This window comes from Saccharicrinis sp. GN24d3, from assembly GCF_052400645.1.
Classification (GTDB): domain Bacteria; phylum Bacteroidota; class Bacteroidia; order Bacteroidales; family Marinilabiliaceae; genus Saccharicrinis.
Genome location: NZ_JBQTGI010000002.1, coordinates 70,587 through 92,833, shown reverse-complemented (window position 1 = coordinate 92,833; position 22,247 = coordinate 70,587). Strand labels below are relative to the sequence as shown.

Genomic DNA, 22,247 nt, shown 5'->3' with positions numbered 1-22,247 from the left:
AATTATAGCTATGGACACTAATTACAAAAATATAAGGCTGCTGCTAATGGGGATAATTTTATTCCTGGGCATAAGCTCTAATGCACAGACTTTAAATTTTAGTATCGAAAACTTAAGTATAGAGGAACGGGATACTTTTGTTGTTGCGATACGGGCAGATAGCGATCTAACTGGTGAAGATGTTTTTGCGTATCGGTTTCATATTACCTATCATACTTCTTATTTTGAGTTTTTAGAGGTAGAATCGGTGGGAAGTATGTTGCCGGGCTGGGGATTGCCGGAAGTAAACCTAACTTCTGCAGGGAACCTTCGATTGGCCGGTGCCGGTGCCGATGCGATGGTGGGTACAGGCGATATGATCTATCTAAAATTCCGGTCATTGAGATATGGAGGCGCTTACATTGGTTTTAATGCAAGCCAGAGTTACCTGAACGAGGGATCTCCAACTGCTGCTTACACCAGTGGTTTGATCAATGCGTCGCAACGCTCATTTCCGAATATAACACCGGACAGCGGTCAACTGTTTGTGGGGGATGAAATTGGCATCTCGGCCAGCGGTGGATTGGCACCGTACGTATTCGATACAGAAAACTCTGCAGTTGTCCAAATTATCGATAATAACACCTTGAGAGGGGTCGGACCTGGTGTAACAAGAACTTTTGTTACAGATGCCAACGCTGAAATAAATTATTCTACCGGGGTGTTCGATGTCAGGGCTATCCGCATGAGTTTTCAAAGTGGTATTTCCGTGTTTCCTACACAAACCGTGTTGTTGCCCATCTTAATTGAAGTGGCACCGGGTACACAGGTGTATTCCGGTACTGTGGAAATATCGTATTCAGGAGGCCTCGTGCCTTCCGAAGCGGCATTGCAGCAAGGAGACTATTCGCTTTCATTTGAAAAAAGGATGACGGACCGACTTGCTATTTCCTTTGCTTCGGGAACACCTGTCACCGGAAGCGGTGTGTTGGTCTATGTCCCTATGCTTGGGATTACGCCGGGGAACAAATCTATTACTTATACTAGCACGGTATTTAACGAGAATCTGTTATCATTTAATACCAACAATAATCTATTGGTAAATACATTACCTAATATTGCCATTGCTCCTAATTCAGGATCGTTAATGTGGGGTGGAACTATAAACCTATCGGTGAGTAACGGAACACCTCCATATAATTTCACGGTTTCCGATAACAACGTAGCTTCGGTTGATGCTTCGGGAGTGTTTACCGGATTAAGCGGGGGACAGGTTGCCGTTTCGGTGACGGATAATATAGGTGCTTCAACCACATCGGGTGTTTTTACGGTTAACGATCATACATTAACCATTAATAATACAGATGGAGACCTGGACAGTGATACACGTGTTGCAGTCAGTTCTTCACAATTACCTGCCGGAAGAAATATTTTCAGCTTTGAAGGCACTATCACCTATCAAAGTGCTTATTTGGACTTTGTAGGAGTGGAAGGTGCCGATCCGGGTATGTTAATAGAAACCACAATGGCTGCAAATGCCGTTAATCTTGCAGGTGCCAGCACTTCTCCGATCTCATCAGGTAACCTGTTTTATCTGTTGTTCAGGATAAAGAACGATCTGAATATTTTATCCAATACTCCTGTTAGTTTTAACGGATTCAGTTTCAATGAGGGGAATATAAACTCGGTGTTGGCCAACGGCGTTGTTACCCGTGTTGCACAGGCAACGTATCGACCGGTAGCTGATGCAGGTGCTAACTTTTCGGTTAATGAAAACAGCACTGTGCAATTGGATGGTTCAGGTTCCTACGATAATGATGGAGACCCCTTTACCTATGAATGGGGAGCGCCACAGGGAATAACCTTGGATGATCCAAATATTGTCAACCCATCGTTCCTGGCTCCTGAGGTGAATCAGAATACTAACTACCAATTTAGCCTGGTTACCAATGACGGAACCAGCAATTCAGATACCTCATGGGTTACGGTTACCATATTGCAGGTGAACAAAGCACCTGTTGCCAATGCAGGGCCGGATATGTCCTATCCTGAAGGAACCAACGTAGTGCTTGACGGAACAGGTTCAACTGATGCGGATGGGCAAACATTAATTTACAGCTGGCAATCTCTGGACGGTACAGTGCTATTTAACCCTAGCAGTTCTAATCCAAGCTTTATCGCACCGGAAGTTCAAAGCAATACTACTTATCAGTTTGAATTAACGGTGAACGATGGAATTGTTGATTCAGAGGCCGATACTGTTCATATTCTGGTGCAGCATGTCAACAAAATACCAATTGCTCATGCAGGTGTAAATCAATCGGTGAACGAAGGTGATCCTGTTCAGTTAGACGGTTCCCTTTCTGCCGATCCTGATAATGAGGACATCACATATTTATGGACAGCACCAGCGCAAGTAACCTTGTCGTCCAACACAGTGGCACAACCTACTTTTACAGCACCAAGTGTGAGACTTGATTCTGCATTGGCGTTCTCCCTGGTGGTTAACGACGGGCAGAGTAATTCGATTCCGGATGAAGTTATCATTTCTGTTTTAAATACGGATGTATTAAGTGATGAGGCCGATATCCTTGATGTTACACTAACGGATATGTTATCGGCAGATATCGATGCAGTAGCAGCGACAGTTTCCTTGAATATGCCATATGGATATGATATCAGAAGTCTGTCGCCTGGTTTCGAATTATCAACCTGGGCTACCGTTAATCCGCCGAACGGTTCTAACAGGGATTTTTCGGTTCCTCAAATTTATGTGGTGACAGCAGAAAACGGAACAACATCCAAAACCTGGACCGTTGGTGTTACTGTGCCGGAAACAACATTATCAAGAAGTATTGCAGCCGGCTGGAACATGCTTTCATTGTCGCTTACGCCGAATAATGTGGCAATTAATGATGTGATGTCGAGCCTGACATTCGAGAACCTGGATTATTTGAAGTCGCCTGTGGCATCCACCACTTATTATGCGGGGTTCGGTTGGTTTGGCGATTTGAATGAATTCCCGGCTTATCTGACAGTACGTCTTAAAAAGGCCACTGCAGGAACCTGGCAGGTTGCAGGAAGTGAGATCAATCCTACACTGGAATCCATTCCGGTGGTTTCGGGTTGGAACAGTTTGCCATACCTATTGAATGCAGACGCAGCCATCAATGATGCAATCTTATCATCGTCCATTCCATCTGGCGATATCCTGATAAAAGGTGAAGCAGGAGCGGCAATTTACTTCCCGGGCACTGGCTGGGTTGGCGATTTAAATACGATGGAAGTGCTGCATGGATATAAAATCAATATGCAGTATCCCGGAGTGCTCAGGTACGATGCCTCGGCGGTTGGAGGTGCAGTCCCTCCATCGGCTCAAATGAAAAAAGCCGTTGCCAGCAACGATTTTGGAAACGACTTTAGGTATTCTGCTAATCTGGTTGGAGAATTTGTAGATATGGACAAAAAACCGATTACCAACGTGAATGATCAATTGAGGGCGTATAATAATGGTGTTCTCTGCGGGGTAGCCACGGCAACCTATGTTTCGGATTTGGGAAGACACATTTTTGTGCTTACCTATTATGCCAATAATAATGGAGAAACCATTGAATTTAAATCGGTTCGTGAAGGGCATGAAGCAGACATGTTTATTTCAAGGGATTTTGTTAAAGACGATATAATTGGAAGCGCTTCGAATCCTGAACAACTGGTATTGCCAATAACAACAGGCACGAAAGGTCATGGACAAGGAGGATCGATAAGGATTTCCCCTAATCCTGCGAGCGGTTATCTTAATATCAATAGTGAAGAAGAAATTCTACTTGTTTCTGTTTATAACTCTATTGGCAATAAAGTAATGAATCAAGAAGGTTTGGGTAGGGACATCCTGCTTAATATCGAGCTATTGCCAACAGGTATCTATTACATCGAAATTACCGTTACCAACGGAGTTTATCTGCATAAATTCATTAAAAACAGTAAGTAATGGGAAATAATAGTTATACAATTCCGAAAAAGGCAAGTTCAAGTCTATCTGCTAATATTCGTTATGTTGGCAAGTGGCTTCTGCTTTCCTTCAGTTTATTAATGAGCATTCAAGTCGATGCTACCATTAAATTGCCTCCAATACCGTCTGTCGATGAATTTAATCGGATCTATGAATATGATTCGGAGTATGCGATTCGGGTGGATCTGAACGGATCGTTCCTGGAATCCGGAACCATTATCGCATATATGGGAAACCAGATACGGGGCGCTCAAACACAACCGGAGACCTTTCCGCCAACCGGCAATAAGGTTTATAAATTACGTATCTACAGTAATGAATCTTCGGGGGAGACCATCACGTTTAAATATTATGATTTATTCGGAGATAAGATATACGATATAACGGAAACTGTGAGTTTTGTTCCGGATGAGGTTCCCGATTTAAGTAACCCGGATATTTTTAATGCGTTTTGTCCGGCTCCGGTGGTGGCCGATTTGTTATTGCCTGTGGATAACGCACCCAATACCGACAATAGGGTTACCTTTTCGTGGCAGGGTTCTTCCGCGAATACACATTATGGATTGTTGTTGTGGGAAGATGGCCAGCCCGAACCTACTGCACCATATTATTCCGGAATAAAAGGTACCAGTACCACAGTTTATAATTTATTGAATGGAACCACCTATAACTGGCGCATCATCTCCTATAATGGTTGTGATGATGACCTCAGTTCTGCCTATTCCTTTACGGTGAGGGAATTGCCCGACCTGATAGTTTCAGGTATCACCACTCCGCCAAGTGTGGAATCAGCTACCAATTTTACGGTTCAATACACCGTGCAAAACCTGAATGCAGGGCCAACTATTGAAAGCAGCTGGTACGACAGGGTTTATGTTTCGGATAACGAAACTTACGAGCCTACCGATTTGTATTTGGGCAGGGTTTTAAACAATACTACTGTTGCGGGAAATGGTTCCTATTCCAATTCCTTGGAAGTACTGTTACCGGCAGAATATGAGGGTTCGTATTATATTTTTGTGTTAACCGATTTTAATAATAACGTTAAGGAAACTGACAATACCAACAATGCTACCGGGCAAACGCAAGCCTTAAACGTTACCCTTAGAGCTTTACCGGATATTTCTTTGGCAAACATTACTGCGGACAAAACTTCTGTACAACCAGGTGACAGCATTGAGGTTTCCTGGACGGTAGAAAACAATACGGGGGTGCCCGCCATTGGTGGTTGGTCAGAAAAAGTATCTCTGAACAACCTAAGTGGATTGAAGATACAATTAGCAGGAACCAATGCATATGAAGCAGACCTGAACGCTGGAGCAAGCGTTCTGCGTAATGCCAAGTTTAAGATTCCTAATTCGCTGCCATTCGCTGGTGATGTTTATTTAGAGGTGAAACTGTTCCCGGATGCGGCTTTAATCGAAAAACCGGGAGGAGCGAGTAATAATACCCTGGTTTCCACCTCACCTGTAAATATTGGAAGCCAGTTGTTTTTATCGATTCCTACAAGCTCTTTGGTTGAAAATTCTACTTCTTCACTAAGGTGCATTGTTTCGCGAAGCAGTAATCCGGCCACACCATTGGATGTAAGTTTATCAACCGATGTGGCAGGTCAAATTACCATTCCTTCAACTGTAACTATCAAACCAAGTAGCTATTCTGCTATTTTTTATCTATCTGTTGTAGATAATGAAATATTGGATGGGACGCGCAATGTTCAGATTACAGCTAACGCTCCTGCGCATAACGACACAACTGTCAACTTTTCAGTTTACGATAATGAGGTAGTTTCTTTAAGTGTTGCGTTTGATAAACCAAGTGGAGTGGAAGGCGACGTGTTGACACTAACAGTTACCCGAAATTTGGTTACGGATCAAGATGTAACAGTTAACCTGTTTGCCAGTAAAAGTAATCAATTAGAGTTTGTTAATAAGTTGGTAATTCCAGCTAATCAGGCTTCTGCCAATGTTCAGGTTACCCTGAAAGATGACCAAGTTGCAGAATTAAACGCTGATGTTTCTGTCAGTGCAAGTTCTCCGGGAATGAATCAGGGCAGTGGGGTCGTAACCGTGATTGACGATGATGTACCTGGAATAGAACTGGAAATTCTTTCGGATTCAATTTCTGAATCAGGTGGGCCATATGCTGCGTGGGCTATTGTCCGAAAAACCGATACGGAAGACAAGAGTGTCAGGGTAAGATTAAGCACTAATATTCCTAACGCATTATTCTTTCCGGATAATATATATTTGCCTTTGGGAACAGGGGAGAAGAAGTTTAACCTGGGAGCCATTGATAATGGCTTAGTGGATGGAACCAGAAATGTTGTACTCACCGGTGCTGTCTACTTGTCATCATGTAATTGTAATACCACAGCTGATAATGGAGGTGTGGTTACTGACACGATTGCTATTATCGACAATGACGGTCCTTCGTTGTCGGTTACTTTTAATCCTTTATCGATGGCGGAGGGAAGAGCTGATGCCGGAAAAGTTAAAGTAACCAGAAATACGGCAACTGATTCACCGCTAACAGTTATGCTTTCGCACAATGATGCAACCGAAGTACAATTGCCGGCCACCATTATTATTCCACAAGGCTCTGTATCGGCGGTTGCTACTATTGCCACAGTTAATGATAATGTGGAAGATGGAAACCAACAGGTTACCATAAAAGCAGAAGCTGCTGGCTTTTCTCCTGGCATCGGCTGGGTTTTTGTTACGGATCAAAACAAACCTGATTTAGAACCCAAGCGTCTTGTTGTAACAAATACCGAAATTGTCACCGGACAGCAGATAGAGGTAAAATGTGATGTGTTAAACAATGGCTTTGCTCAATCCCCTCAAGGTGTGAAGGTTGGAGTGTACCTCTCTGATGACCGACTGGTGGATGATAACGATGAAGAACTGGGACTGTTTGATATTGACATGCCAATTTTACCGGGTGATTCAATCCAATTTTGGGAACTGGTTACCGCACCGGAAACAACGGGTACATACAACATCATCGTTAAAGTAAATCCTAAATCAAATAATACAGAGTTGGTTTATATCAATAACGAGTCAAATCCTGTTGAAATTGAATTGGTACCGAGCTATAATGGAACAGCCAGTGTTGCTGAGGAACAGTTTGTGACGGCTCAACCTGTCACGATTACTGGCTCGGCAACTACAGTTGGTGGTAATCCAAAGCCAAATTCTGCTCTGGATGTTTATCTGATTGCCAATGGAATCAGGGAAGTGATCGAAGTAACTACCGACGCGTCGGGTAATTTCACCACTGTTTTTGAACCATTGGCAGGAACATCGGGTCACTATATTGTTGGTGCTTGTTATCCAGGACATGGGCTTTCTGATGTGCAGGATGAATTCGATATTTTGGGTATGAAGCGCCTTGGTGTCAGGTACCTAATATGGGATATCCTATTGAATGTTGATAACCCGGGTACGCTCACCATGCAAAACCTCAGCAATGTAGATCTGACAAATGTGATTTTTACCCCTCAGGATGTACCAGAAGGTTTTGAATTGGAAATTGATACCATTGATGTGTTGCCCGGTTCAAATTCCGCCCAATTTAACTATAACATAGTGGGAAGCGTGCTGACCGAAGGTAATGATTATATTAAGATTCCGGTTAAGGTAAGTAGCGACGAAGGCGTAGAGCACAACTTTATACTCTACTATTATTGTCAGGCACAAGCCGGACATATCAAGGCTTTGCCTGCCAGTATTAACACTACCATGACCAAAGGAGTATCCCGTTTGTACGAAATTTTGATTTACAACGATGGTGCGGGTGAAACAGGAGAAGTAGCCATTGACATTCCTGAATTTGAATGGATGACATTGATCACACCTGATACTCTACCTACCATTCTGTCGGGTGATACTGCTTCGGTTACGCTGCAATTGTCGCCAGGCAATGATATTCCGCTGAATACGCCTATTTCGGGAAGAATTGCGGTTAATATTGATAATGGAAACAATTTGAGCATTCCGTACAGGATTGAAGCTGTATCCGAAGAAACAGGAATCCTGGTGGTAGATGTAATCGACGAATATACCTACTATACGGATGAGGCTCCGCATGTGGAGAATGCGCGGGTTGTTGTCCGTCATCCGTTTACCGGAAAAATAATTGCGGAAGGATTTACCGATACGGATGGCTTGTTTACAGTGAACGATATCCCTGAAGGATCCTATCGCTTGTATGTCGAAGCCGATAAACATGAAGGTTATCAGAATATTATTTTGATTGATCCGGGGAGAACCAATAAACAAAGCGTCTTCTTAAGCTTCCAGGCGATAACATATACCTGGGAAGTAATACCTACCGAGATTGAGGATGAATACCAGATAGATCTGATCATGGAATTCGAAACCAATGTGCCAGTGCCTGTGGTGACTATCGAGATGCCTAAGGTAATGCCGGCTTTAATTGGTGACGAAACATACACCTTCCCGGTTACCTTAACAAACAAAGGATTGATTACGGCCAATGATGTTGAATTGACTTTGCCTACCGATCCCGAATATGAATTTATTACCAACTATACCACTATGGATCTTTTGGCCCAACAGGCCATTCAGGTGCCTGTTATCATGAAGCGAAAAGATGCTTCTCTTAAATCTGGTGCTGCTGCTCAGGCTGGAGGAAACTGTACCGACTATGTGGTAGTTGTGTATGAGTGGATTTGTGGTGACAATGGACGTTGGCAACAAGGTAACGCTTTGTTTAGTTATACAGGAAGAGTATGTTCTGGAGATGGCGGTCCTGGCGGCGGCTGGGGCTGGGGTCCCGGCGGCGGAGGTTATGGTCCTTCTCGCGGTGGTGGAGGCGGTGACTATACATCGTCTGATTATACACCTGCAATTTCATCTCCAACAACCAGTTGCGATGAATGTATTGAAGCATTGGCAGTTAATGCGATAGGTTGTTTAGGACCATATGGAAATGCATTTGCTTGTGGATATTCATTTGCCGATGGTATCTCGTTGAAGGATGTCGTGATGTGTGGTTTAGGATTTACACCTATCGGCTGTCCTTTGGCTATACTGGATGCCTTAATCACTTGTTACGGCTCGTTTGGTGGAGGACCTCCTGGTGGTTTCGGTAGTATTGCTTATCCGTTGAAGAGTGTACAGGCGGGTACAATACCACCAATCATTAAACAGGCAGCAAACGACTTGCAGTATATTCAGTTCCAGATTGATGCCACGTTCAGTTATCTGGACATGTATTTCGGAACTTTGGATTGGAAGAGCAAGGAAAGCATTCGTGACTTTGCTGACGCCGTTGAGCCTTATCTGAACAGCGAAATTGTGATACCTGCAGGTGCGGTTCAGACGATTAAGGATGTTATGGATGGAGCTGATATCACACCTGAAGAAATTGATGTTTTTGTAGCCAGATGGAATACTACGGTTGCAGCTTGGAATGCAGGGGTGACTTCTCCTAATGGCGAATATCCCGACATTGTTGATCAAGCGGTATTAAATCAGGCTTATGCCGATGTGCAAACCGTGATTGATTATGCCGATGGCAGAGGTTTTGCTACCATCGATGATATGTATGACGAAAGCATGGTGACCATCGAAGAACAGATTGATGAGAAACGGGGTAGTGTATGCGCTTCGGTAACCATCAAGATCTCTCAACGATTGACGATGACCCGTGAGGCATTTGAGGGTACGTTGACTATTTTCAACGGAAATGAGACTACCGATATGCAAGAGGTTTCGCTCGATTTGGAAATTAAAGACGAAAACGGAAGGTTGAGCAATGACCTGTTTGAGATTGAAACAAAAGCCTTGGATATCCTGACCGGTATTGATGGAACAGGTGTGCTTGGGGCTGGTCAAAAAGGTAGTGCTACCATCTTGTTTATACCAGAAAGGGGTGCAGCTCCAACAGTGCCGAAGAGTTATTCTTTCGGAGGAAGCTTCTCGTACTTGGATCCATTTACAGGCACAACGGTTACCAAACCTTTGTTCCCGGTTACCTTGGATGTACATCCATCTCCGGATCTTACCTTGCATTACTTTATGCAGCGAGATATACTGGGCGATGATGCGTTGACTGAGGGTATTGTTGAGCCTATTGTTCCTGCCGAACTGGCATTGATGATCGAAAATAATGGTTTCGGTGAGGCAAGAAACGTGAATGTGGAATCCTCACAACCAGAGATTATTGATAATGAAAAAGGTTTGGCCATTCATTTTGAGTTGATTGGTTCAAACCTTCAGGGACAACCGGCTCAGCTTGGTTTGATTGATATACCGTTTGGTAATATTGGTCCTATGTCTACGAAGATCGGACAATGGTGGTTCACATCGGACTTGTTAGGTCACTTTATCAATTACGAAGCCCATCTGACCCATTTAGACAGCCGTGGAAATCCTGAGCTTAGTTTGGTAAGTGGTGCCGAATTGCATGAGTTGATCAAGAGCATTAGCGTATATGGAGCTCAGGATGATGGAATCAACGACTTCCTGGTGAACGAGGTGCAGGATTCACATGAAGTGCCCGATGCCATTTATATCTCGCAAGGACAAGTTGTGCTAGATGTGGAAGAAGCCCGAAACGCAGTAAGCACGGGTCTGCCAACAACCGGTACATCGAGACTGTATGTTTCACCTGAGCATATTGGATGGAATTATTTGAAGATCAATGATCCGGGCAATGGTGCTTTCACCATTGAAAGTATTGTACGGGTAAGCGATGGTCAGGAAATTCCGTTGAATAATATGTGGCTGACCCATGTTACCTTGCCGGATGGTAAAGAGCCTGTCTACGAAAATAAACTTCATTTTGTAGATAATATTCCATCTATGGAAACTGAGGAATATATTATTACGTGGAAGGTGAAGGTAGGCGGTGTGCCCAGAATTGTGTCCATTACCGGCTTGCCAACATCCATGGTAACCGAGCAGGTTCCTTCAGCCATTGTTACGTTCAGCAAACCGATGGATGGTTCAACGTTTAATTACGAAGACTTGACGTTGAGGCTTCAAGGAGGTAATGATATTATGGATGCGTCTGTAAGTGTTACACAGCTCGACCCTTATCGTTTTGAGATTGATCTTACTTCATTAACAACTGGCGATGGATATTATGTGTTGACCGTTCAGGCCAACGAGATTTATGATCAAAACGGTGTTAGCGGAGATGCCGGTAAAAATGCTTCGTGGACACAGTTCCTGGGAGCTCCTGCTATCGTGCAATTTATAGGATTGCCGGAAACCTTATCTGGTCCTCCATTCAATAAACTCGATATTGAGTTTAATCTTCCGGTGGATATTGCAACGGTAATTCCAGATCGCTTCAGTTTAACCAATAATGGTGTTGTGGTTGAGGGTAATCTGGCGGTGGCTCATGTTAGTGGAGATACTTTGTTCACCTTGTCCGGGTTGGCCGATTATATGACGGAAGATGGAGATATTAAGTTGATGGTTGATTTAACGGGTATTGTGAGTTTGGCAGGAACTGCCGGGTTGATTGAGCAAACAGTTCAATGGGAGGTAGATACAACGTTGCCTGCCATAGTTGAAGTGAGACCGGATCCTTCTAAAGGATTTGATTGGCAACATTATAGCAACCTTGAGGTATTGTTTAGCGAAGGTGTCACCAATTTCAGTCTCGAACAGGTTGAACTTTGGAAAGATGGCCTGCAGCAACCATTATCGCAATTGCATTTGGATGAACTGAATCCAAGTAAATATCTGATATCTGAATTTAGGTTGTTGACCTATTATGAAGGTGATTACACTTTGATTATTCATGTTGAAGAGGTCACTGATAGTGCAGGGTTGACGGGTGTTGAAGCTTATGAGTTCGAATGGACTGTGAATCGTGATCTTCCGGCTCCGGTAGAGAATTTGCGTATTGTACCCGATTTGGGAATCTCTGATTCTGATGGCGTTACCTCAACCAAAGAACTTTCCGCTGTGATGAATGTTCCTGAGGATGGAAATGATGTTGAGATTTATTTGAACGATAATGGCTTGCGCACCCAGTTAGCTGTTGTGCTTAATGCAACAACGGGTGAGCTCACCATTCCGTTTACCGTTCCTACCGGAGGGCATATGGAGATTGAGGCCCATAGCGTTAATGACACGGGAGATCCGAGTATCGTATCTATTCCGGTATTTGTGGATGAGGCTCCTTTAACAGCTGTTGTGGTAGGCGTACCAACTAAAGCCGCAGAAGCACATCCCGATCCTATAAACATTGTGTTCTCCAGAAATATCCTGGAAAATTCTATCAGTACGGATGTAATTGATATTTTATATAACAACGTACCGTTGAGTTTACCCGGAATCGCTATCGGTCAAGTTTCTGATTCTATCTTTAGCGTGAGTGGTTTGAACCTGCTTCCGATTGAATCCGGAAATTATATGATAGCCGTGGATATAAGAGGTTTACATAAGCAAACCAGTGGAATAGGAGGTGCCAAAGTAGTTGAGGCTACATGGCGATTGGAAACTACCAACCGGGAGCCAATGGCCGATGCAGGCGTTGATTTGTTAATCACTGCTGCAGGTGCGTATCAACTGGATGGTTCAGGTTCAATGGATCCTGATAACGATCCGTTGACATACCGCTGGTATGCACCGGATGGAATCCAGTTGAACGATTCCTCATTGGTAAGCCCTGAATTTACTGTGCCAGGAGCCTTGAGTAATGATACCTATACTTTCATACTTTCAGTTAACGATGGTAAAGTAGTAAGAACAGATAAGGTGGATGTGGTTGTAAGTATTCCGACAAATGCCAAGGCGCAATTACATGAATTCTCAATTCAAGTGTTCCCGAATCCATCCAAGGGTACTGTTTATCTTTCTGGTGATCTTGGAAATGCTAAACGAATTCAGGTGTTTGATATGAGTGGGCGTTCGGTTTATTTAAGTGGACCTGTTGAAGGAATTCCTGTAGAACTTGACTTGAGTCATTTATCACAGGGTATGTATAGTGTTCTTGTGTTTATTGATGATATTGTTCTCACTAAGAAAGTGGTGATAGCGCCGTAAAGTAATTTTTCAATAAAGGTTGAACCCACGGGTTTCCCGTCTGTCACCGGACAAGGCACCCGTGGTTATTCATGTTAAACCCCGAATGGGGTTTAACATGAATGGTTACGGATGTAATAAATTATAATTTGGACTAAGACTAAATATTATAACTGATTCTTAATTCATCTAAATTTAACCAAGGAGTGGTAAAATTTGAATTACCCTAGGAGAAAACCCAAAGGAAATTACAATAAGAACCGCACCCCCCAAGGGGTTGAATTTTTATTAGGATGAGATTCGTAATTTTAACCATGAGATGGAGGGAATATCAATTAAAACCCTCCATCTTTTATTTACCCATCATTTTCGGATTAATATATACCATATTTCGTTTTCTAAATCCATATATTTAAACTTGATAAAACTCAGTTTAAACCTATATGTTTATGAACATCTATAGTAAAAGAAGGACCTCCCGAAAACGATATAATATTTTAGCCCTGATTTTTGGAACTGTGGTTATCAATTACCTTGACCGCACCAATATCTCCGTGGCCGCATCAGCCATGAGCGAGTCTCTTGGTTTTGATTCTGTTCAGATGGGCTTTATTTTTTCAGCTTTTGCATGGACTTATGTGGCCTTGCAGATTCCTGGTGGAATAATAGTAGATAAAATTAAACCTAGGGTCCTTTATAGTTTCATGTTGTTTCTTTGGTCAGTGGCTACTTTGATTCATGGTTTTGTAAATTCGTTTATTGCGCTAATTGGTTTACGTGCTAGCATTGGCGTGTTTGAGGCTCCTTCTTACCCTTGCAATAATTCCATTGTTACCAGGTGGTTTCCCGAAAACGAAAGAGCATCCGCCATAGCCATTTACACTTCGGGACAGTTTATTGGATTGGCTTTTCTATTCCCTGTATTAACGGCCATTCAAAATATTATGGGATGGAGAGGTTTGTTTATTGTTTCGGGAATCATAGGAATTGCCTGGGCTGTAATTTGGTATTTGTTTTACCGCGATCCACAAAATCATACATCTTTAAGCAAAGCTGAATTTAATTTGATTAAAGAAGGTGGGGGACTAATAGATAAAGCGGAAGAGAAAAAAGAAGAGTCAAAGTTTAGTTGGTCCGATTTAGCGGAAGCTTTTAAATATCGCAAACTTTGGGGCGTTTATATCGGTCAGTTTTGTCTTGGGGCAGTAACCATCTTTTTTCTTACCTGGTTTCCAACCTATTTGGTTGAGTATCGTGGACTTGATTTCTTAAAATCTGGCTTTCTGGCTTCATTTCCATTTTTAGCCGCATTTGCAGGTGTTTTACTGTCGGGTTTTGTGTCGGATTTCTTGGTGAAGAAAGGCTATTCAAACGAGATTTCCCGCAAGGTTCCGGTATTGACAGGCATGTTGCTGGCAGTAGCTATTATTGGAGCCAATTTTACGGATAATACCACTTTTATCATCACGTTTTTAACCATTGCATTTTTTGGTAACGGGCTGGCATCTATTGGTTGGGTTTTTATTTCGTTAATGGCACCCAAACATCTGATCGGATTGGTTGGCGGAGTCTTTAATCTGATCGGAGGCTTGTCTGGAGTAATTATCCCGATAGTAATTGGAATATTAGTGAAAGATGGAGATTTTAGTCCAGCATTATACATGATTGGAGCTTTGACCTTTATAGGTTTCTTTTCATATTTATTTATTGTAGGAAAAGTTAAGAGGATAGAAATTAATAATTAAGCTCAATTTACCAGTTTGACAATGAAATTACCACTTGATACAAGTCCAGTTAATTATATTTTATGCAAATCAAGAGTTGAACCCTTTCAGGGTTCCTGTATTTATGGCTTAAATGTCCACGGTATACACCCGTGGTTATTCATATTTAATCCCTCCGGGATTTATTTACATGACAATTATACTTGTTATAAGCTTCAAATTTATCCCAAAAGGGTAAAGCTACAATAACCTTGGGTGCAGTCCAGGGGGTATAATCATTGCAAATCACAACCCTGAAGGGGTTGAACTATAATTTCAAACCTTGATTCGCATATCATAATATAGTCCAATAGTCTCTTATCTCAAAATCTAAAGAATATGAAAATAACCGATGTAATATGCTATCCGACCAATATTGGTTCCGGAAGCCAATTGATAATAAAAGTAGAAACAGATAGTGGTATTTATGGTTGGGGTGCATCAGGTCTGTCGGGCAGGGAACTGGCCGTTGTTGGTGCCATAAAACATTTTAAGCAGTTGGTAGTGGGAAAAAATCCTATGAATATTGGCGTCATTTGGCAGGATTTATATCGAGGGCAGTACTTTGAAGGGGGAAGGGTATTGACAGCCGCCATCTCGGCGATTGATATTGCCTTGTACGATATCAAAGGAAAAGCACTTAATGTTCCGGTTTACGAATTATTGGGAGGTAAACAACGTGATTATGTGGACTGCTTTGCCTCATTACGCTTCAGGACTTTGGAAGATATGATGGAGAAAGCCAGGATTCTGGTAAAGGAAGGGTGGAATATGTTGCGTTTGGCTCCGGCAGAGTTTGAAGCGAGCAGTTCTAATCATTTCGAACCTAGAGAATCCATCACTTTACTGGCGGATTGGGTTACTAGGCTGAGAAAAGAAGTAGGGCCGGAAATTACCCTTGGAATAGATTATCATCACCGACTCACTGCAGCGGAAACCTACTCCTTTATGCAACGCATGCCTAGGGGAACCATCGACTTTATCGAAGAACCCATCAGGGATGAATCACCGGAAGCTTACGAAAGTTTACGTAAGATGATAGATGTGCCATTTGCTTTGGGTGAAGAGTTTGCCAGCAAATGGCAGTTCTTGCCATACATTGAACGAAACATAACCCAATTCGCCCGTATTGATGTTTGCAATGTAGGAGGCATTACGGAAGCTATGAAAGTGTCGGCAATGGCTGAAGCGCATTATATCGATTTGATGCCGCATAACCCTATTGGCCCAATCTGCACTGCCGCAACCATACACATAGCTGCTGCCAGCCCAAATTTTAGCTGGCTAGAAGAGGTTAATACCCCAGCTGAAAATATGGGAACCAACGACAGAAACTTTTATCCTGTTCAACCCAAATTAGAGGGAGCACGTTATACCTTACCTACAGAACCAGGTTTGGGAGTAGAGTTTAATGAGGAACTTGCGGCCAAACAGGAGTTCAAACCCATTGAAATACCAAGGCTGGTTAGGAGGGATGGTTCATATACGAATTGGTAAATATAAGCAAGGACACATAAAAAGTTCATACAACCCCTTCTTTTGAGCATATTAATTAAGCAAGCCAGTACTTTATATTGTATTTTTGCGGTATGAAGGAAATAAAAGTAAATCGCAAGATTGAACTCAATAAACAGTTCAAGATAAGTCGAATGAAGGAAGTCATCAAACCAACAGTTCCTCATAAACATGATGGCTATTTTGAGATTATCTACTTGACGGATGGGGCAGGTGTACACCAAATTGATGAGGATAATTACCCGGTGGAACCTCCTCTTCTATTCTGTATGTCTCCGGGTCATGTGCATTGTTGGGAGTTTTCGAAAATACCAAAAGGTTTTGTGTGTATTTTCAAAGATGCGTTTTTAAGTGATTTTCCTGAGATCAAGCTAAAGTTTACCCAGTTTGCCACCAAATACAGCCTGATCAATAAAAAACAAAGTTTTCAAAGAGAGTTTGAGATGTTGATGGAGGAATATCTAGAAGAAAATCCGAATCTGAATATCCTAAAATCATATTTGAATATAATTCTATGGAAGATTGCGGATTTGCCACCTGGCGAATACAAAAAAACTGCTATAGCTAATGAAACTGTAACTCGTTATAGAAATCTGATTGAAGAATTCTATGTATCGGAGAAAAAATTGGCCTTTTATGCCGATAGGCTTCAGATCACCAAACGGGTTTTAAATAATGTGGTAAAAAAGGAAACAGGACGTCCCGCCTCTTCGTTGATCAACGAGCATATTATTGAGGAAAGCAAGCGCTTGTTAAAACATACCAATAATTCGGTTTCAGAGATTGCTTATCACCTCAATTATTCTGACCCTTCCCACTTTGTAAAATTCTTCAAAAGCAAAACGAATCTGACTCCAGGGGAGTTTCGGGCCAAAATAAAAAATTAACTTCTGTATTGATTTCTCCTGACGTGAATGGTTCTTGCTCTTCCCCAGTTGTGAAGCCTGGGAACGTGTTCGGAGACTGACGGTAAGCACCGCACCGGAAATATGGGGAGGGGGATTAATAAGTATATTATGGACAGTCCTTTGCTCATAGCTCTTTTTTAACCCGGATTATGCATTAGAACTTCGTCGTGAACATTGATAGTGCAATAAAACAAGGCTTTACTGAAACGAGGCATAGCATCGTTATGGTGAGTTGAAGTGAAGCAGCAGAGTGTCTTGTTTTTAAACAATTTCAATGTGTAATAGATTTTCTAATGCATATTGCGGGTTTAATAGTAGTTTCTTATCAATTATATTTGAACAAATCTACCATAACCGGGTTAAATCTTACCAAACTAGTTGGTACTGGTAGTATATATTTGCAAACAACAACGAATCAAAAATAATATATGTCGCACAGATTAATAACAATTATAGCAATGATGTTCATTTTAATAGGAACATCGTTAGCCCAAAATAACGGGACTATACGAGGTATGGTGACCGATAAGGATTCAGGAGAGAAGTTTCCTTTTGCCTCTGTTAGTTTAAAAAAGAATGGTGAAATATTACCTAATGGAACCGTTACGGATAATGAGGGAGCATTTAAACTAAACGGATTGCAACACGGTACATATGATGTTGTTGTTTCATTTATTGGTTTTGAAACGGAAACGGTTTCTGGTATTACTATTAACAAACAAAGTCCTAAGGTAAACCTGGGGATATTATCTATTACCTCGGCAAATGTAGCCATTGAAGAGGTGGAAGTTAACGGAATGGCCAACACGGTTTCTACTAAAATTGATCGTAAAACCTATAGGGCCGAAGATTTTAGTACTGCCCGGGGAGGAACCGCTGTGGATGTGTTGAATAAACTTCCGTCAGTTTCTGTTTCTCCTGATGGAGATGTTTCGGTACGTGGGACAACAGATTTTATGGTGTACCTAAATGGGAAACCAACACAAATGGAACCTTCTATGTTATTGGCCCAGATTTCAGGTGAAAATATCCAGAATATAGATGTTATCACAGTTCCAACTGCAAAATACGATGCACAAGGAAAAGGTGGTATCATTAATATTACTACCAAAACAAATGGAATTGAGGGGTTTTCCGTTTCTGCCAATGGAAAGTTTGGTGCCTCACCCTGGGGAAACAAAACAGATAAATATGATGGTTACGATATGAAGGACGACCGTTATGGCGGGGGTATTAACCTGATGTATGGTAAGGATAATCTTACTTTATACGGAGGTTTTAATTACAATAAGAAAAATGTGAATGGTGCAAGAATTGGTGAGGCCAGGGTTTGGGATTACGATGAGCAAATGTACAAACATATGGATGCTGCAGGAGAGCGTCCGGAGTGGTACGAGTACTATTCTGCCAATGCGGGAATGGATTATAAGATTTCAGAGGCAACTCAATTATCAGCTTCCTATTTCTATGGAAATCGTACCGAAGGGCGATCAGCATTTTATGTGTACAACAATTATTATGGTGACAAAGGAACCCGACCGGATACAGAAGAATATATTTACAACCCTAACACAGATAATCGTTACGGTGAATTCCATACGGGAAACATAGATTTGAAAACCAAGCTGGGGAATGGGGCAGTATTAACGACTTCCTTTTTATATGAGCATTCCAGCTTGAGCCGTAATCTGGACAACCTGAATTATGAGTTTGATGAAGTTGCCGATAGGGTAAGGACAGTAACGGATCATTATAACCAATCGGATAACACACCATTGGATGCCTATCGTTTAAGTATTGATTATTCAAAGGAATTGGATAATGGCCATACGTTTGGTTTTGGTTTACAGCCGCAGTTTTTCCAGATGGATGGCAGCTTTTCATATGATACTGCAAATGTAATCAATGGTGTTGAAATGGGAATGTACGATTATGCTGCCCTGGAAAATTCAATCGACTTGAAACGAGGTGTTTATGCGGCTTATATAGAGTATGCGGGAAGCTTCGACAAACTTAAATATATGCTTGGACTCCGCTTGGAGTATACCGATCAGGAAATGAAAATAGCAAAGAGTGATTACTTTAATATTTTCGGGGATCCTGCCAGATCCACTTTTGAGGTGAATCAATTGGACTGGTTTCCGACAGTACACGCAAGCTACCCAATTGGAGAATCTAGCAAGTTAAGTTTGGCGGGAAGTCGAAGAATCAGCCGTCCTCCTATTAAAAATATGGCTCCGTTCTTATATCGCCGGCATTTCGAGGTGTATGTGGCAGGAGATCCCAACCTCGAACCGGAGTATATCAATAACTTAGAACTTGGATTTGAAAGAAATTTTGGTAAACAAAAAGTGAATCTGACCGGGTTTTATCGAGGTGTTGAAAACGCAGTGTTTAGAGTAAATACAACCGATAATATTGTGGAAAATCCTAACTACGTTGAAGAAGTGGTGTTAATTAGGAGTTATACCAATTCTGGTGATTCAAGATCTTTAGGATTAGAACTGAACGCCAATTTGCAGGCAGGTAATTTTGCCAAATTTTTTATTGGGGGATCGTTGTACGACTACCGGGTTCAAGGAAATATTTTTGGATATAAAGCTGATAACTCAAGTACCAACTGGAGCCTAAAAGGAAATGCCAACTTTGCATTGACCAAGGAACTTAAGTTTACGGCCGACTTTGATGTGAAATCTTCTACCGTGACGGCGCAAGGGCAAAACGATATGTTTTACTTGGCCAATACGGCCTTGGATTACAATCCAAAGAAATTGGAGAACTGGAGCTTCTCGTTGAGAGTATTGGATATTCTGGATTCTAATATTCAAGGATTGGATACCAGGGCATTTGATAAAGAAGGATTGGAAATTTTCTATCAGGAAACTGAGTATAATAGAACAGGACCAATCGCTGAGATCAGTGTTTCTTATGCTTTTCGAAACGGAAAGTCTAAGAACAAGACAAAAAATACAGTGGGAGACCGGGAGTTCTAAAATAATATTGAGAACCCTGGAATAACATTGTTTCTTCCCTTTGGTCCTGCGGTCAGGGGAAGTGCTGCATTGTTACGAAGGAATGGGGTAAATATAATAAGAAAGATATATTCTAAAGCATCCTTAGATTTAGGGTGCTTTTTTTTCATGGAAATCAGCTAAAGATTAATAGCTACAAGCTAAGTGCTATCTCGCAATATTCTCACCCATCTTTACTTCCGTTTCCATATGATTTTTTGTATTCTCAATTAAATCGGGATCGATGGTTACTTTGTCCTTTTCAAAAATCAAAACTACAGTAGATCCACCATAGGCAAAATACCCCTTCTCATCTCCTTTATTGACATGTGAATATGGTTGGTAGGTTTGAATGATGCTACCCACCAAAGCAGCCCCAATTTCAGCCATCAGCACATCGCCATAGTTATCAGACTTTATAATATTGTATACGCGCCTGTTTTGGCTTAAAATTTTAATATTCTTTTTCAGTGCCATCGGTGATACCGAAAAATAACGACCTTTTAAGGATTTTGATTTGGAAGCCGTACCACTTACTGGGAAATGAAATCTGTGGTAATCAGTTGGTGCTAATCGGACGATCACCATTGAACCACCCTCATATTTATCAGCTAAGTGTTTATCCCTTAAAAAATCGTGGAGTTTAAACTCCGAACCTTTGATGAAAAAAGATGGAACATGGTCTATGTCTTGAAATGCCAGGGCTTTACCATCGGCAGGCGAAACCAGCTTGTCACCAATGGTTCTTTTACCGTTTTTTAGTTTGCGGTAGAAAAAATCGTTAAAGCATTTAAAACCGTTCTCGCTGTGGTAGTCCGAAAGATCTATTTCATATTTCTCAATGAACTTGTTTACCTGGTTAACAGATAATGGACTGCTCATAAAATGACCAACTATGGTAGATGCCAATTTTCGTTTCAATAGAATATGCAAAGTAAGCTTTCCTCCCGGTGTGTAATACAACCAATTAAGTGCTCCTTTACCTACAACTTTTTCTTGTTTGACAGTATTAGTATTTCGTTCAACGTAATTTATAGCATTCATGTGTTTATAGCATCCATGTGTTTCGTATCAATCGGCATGCAAAATAACGCTAATTTTTCTGTTTTGTTACACGAAGAGGTTAAATACTTTAAGTTCCTTTATTAAATTAAAGATTATACGGTGGTACTGGATTAGGTTTAATAAGATGAAAGAGGATGGAATCGCTTTAAGCGATGCTATCCGTTTTTCTCTTGTTGAGGAACGACTTTCTTTGTTATTTTTATGGATAGCATCCTACCTCCTTCGTCGGCAAAGGATGCCATCCTAATAATCTATTGCATTACCCCATTTTCAACAATCACATCATAAAAATACCCCGAGCCAAAATCTTTATTCAGCATAACCGTTCCTTCGAAGGAGATAACCTGGTTAACCATGGGGGTTTGTTTGCTGGTGATGGTTAAATCAAAGTTGTTATTATGACTGGTGCCGTCCTGGATGTGGATCCAGTTTCGTCCCATAATGTTTTTATTCACCTTTACCACCTTTCCTTTGATCTCAATTTGCTTGTTGGCAAATTGCTGGGGATTCCGGAAAATTTGTGCGATGCTTAGCTCACCGGCCGATTTTAGAAGAGAAATATCCAGGTTTTGTGCAGGGCTTACTTTACCGGCATGTCCATGGGGAGCCTTCATCATAGGAGCAGGGTTTGCCTGTACCGAAGGATTAACTTGAGATAACGGTGTTTTACTGACCTGGTTGATAAAATCTACGCTTTCGAAATCCCTATTCAGCTCCTTGCTATGAAAGTCCGTCATCGTATGAACCTTATCGTAATAATATCGATCACCAGCCATGGCTTGGATTTTGCTTACGGCCACCCAACGAAGTGTGTTGTCTTCCTCCACATGCAAGTAGGTGTATTTAGAGGTTTGTATTACATCCTGAACCACAAAAACTTTATCGTCTCCGGTAATCGTTGTAACGGTGTTGGTGTCTTTATTTCTTCCGCAAGAAGCGATAAGCAAGACGAGTAATAATGTTTGAAATATCTTCATAATTTTTTT

The 22,247-nt window shown here is 41.6% G+C and carries 8 protein-coding genes; 6 read left to right on the top strand and 2 right to left on the bottom strand.

The genetic code is table 11. From position 1 onward, the window contains the following. Nucleotides 1–10 precede the first annotated feature (10 nt). The 6 genes from ACT29I_RS02915 (at nucleotide 11) to ACT29I_RS02890 (ending at nucleotide 20,178) form a co-directional block, all read left to right on the top strand. A complete protein-coding gene (locus tag ACT29I_RS02915) occupies nucleotides 11–3,967 on the top strand; it encodes a PKD domain-containing protein (RefSeq protein WP_444792664.1) in 3,957 nt (1,318 codons plus the stop codon). Continuing rightward, the gene (locus ACT29I_RS02910) at nucleotides 3,967–13,020 is read left to right on the top strand and encodes a CARDB domain-containing protein (protein WP_444792663.1); all 9,054 of its coding nucleotides are present in this window, start codon (nucleotides 3,967–3,969) and stop codon (nucleotides 13,018–13,020) included. Before ACT29I_RS02915 ends, ACT29I_RS02910 begins: the two co-directional genes overlap by 1 nt. Nucleotides 13,021–13,448: 428 nt before the next feature. Next, entirely contained in the window at nucleotides 13,449–14,744 is a 1,296-nt protein-coding gene (locus ACT29I_RS02905; protein ID WP_430932239.1) for an MFS transporter, read from the top strand. Between the two features lie 357 nt (nucleotides 14,745–15,101). Further along, nucleotides 15,102–16,259 carry a mandelate racemase/muconate lactonizing enzyme family protein gene (locus ACT29I_RS02900; protein WP_430932238.1) on the top strand — a complete coding sequence of 386 codons (1,158 nt, stop codon included), beginning with the start codon at nucleotides 15,102–15,104 and terminating at the stop codon, nucleotides 16,257–16,259. A gap of 92 nt (nucleotides 16,260–16,351) precedes the next feature. Then, a complete protein-coding gene (locus ACT29I_RS02895; protein ID WP_444792662.1) occupies nucleotides 16,352–17,164 on the top strand; it encodes an AraC family transcriptional regulator in 813 nt (270 codons plus the stop codon). A 479-nt stretch (nucleotides 17,165–17,643) separates the two neighbouring features. Continuing rightward, complete coding sequence (locus ACT29I_RS02890; protein WP_444792661.1) at nucleotides 17,644–20,178, top strand: TonB-dependent receptor domain-containing protein; 2,535 nt, start codon at nucleotides 17,644–17,646, stop codon at nucleotides 20,176–20,178. A gap of 186 nt (nucleotides 20,179–20,364) precedes the next feature. Here the strand turns inward: ACT29I_RS02890 and ACT29I_RS02885 are convergent, their stop codons facing one another. Together ACT29I_RS02885 and ACT29I_RS02880 are read right to left on the bottom strand one after the other, a co-directional pair. Then, entirely contained in the window at nucleotides 20,365–21,240 is an 876-nt protein-coding gene (locus ACT29I_RS02885) for a phosphatidylserine decarboxylase (RefSeq protein ID WP_430932235.1), read from the bottom strand. Between the two features lie 272 nt (nucleotides 21,241–21,512). Next, nucleotides 21,513–22,238: a hypothetical protein gene (locus ACT29I_RS02880; protein WP_444792660.1), complete on the bottom strand. Its 726-nt coding sequence runs from the start codon at nucleotides 22,236–22,238 to the stop codon at nucleotides 21,513–21,515. Between the last annotated feature and the right edge of the window lie 9 nt (nucleotides 22,239–22,247).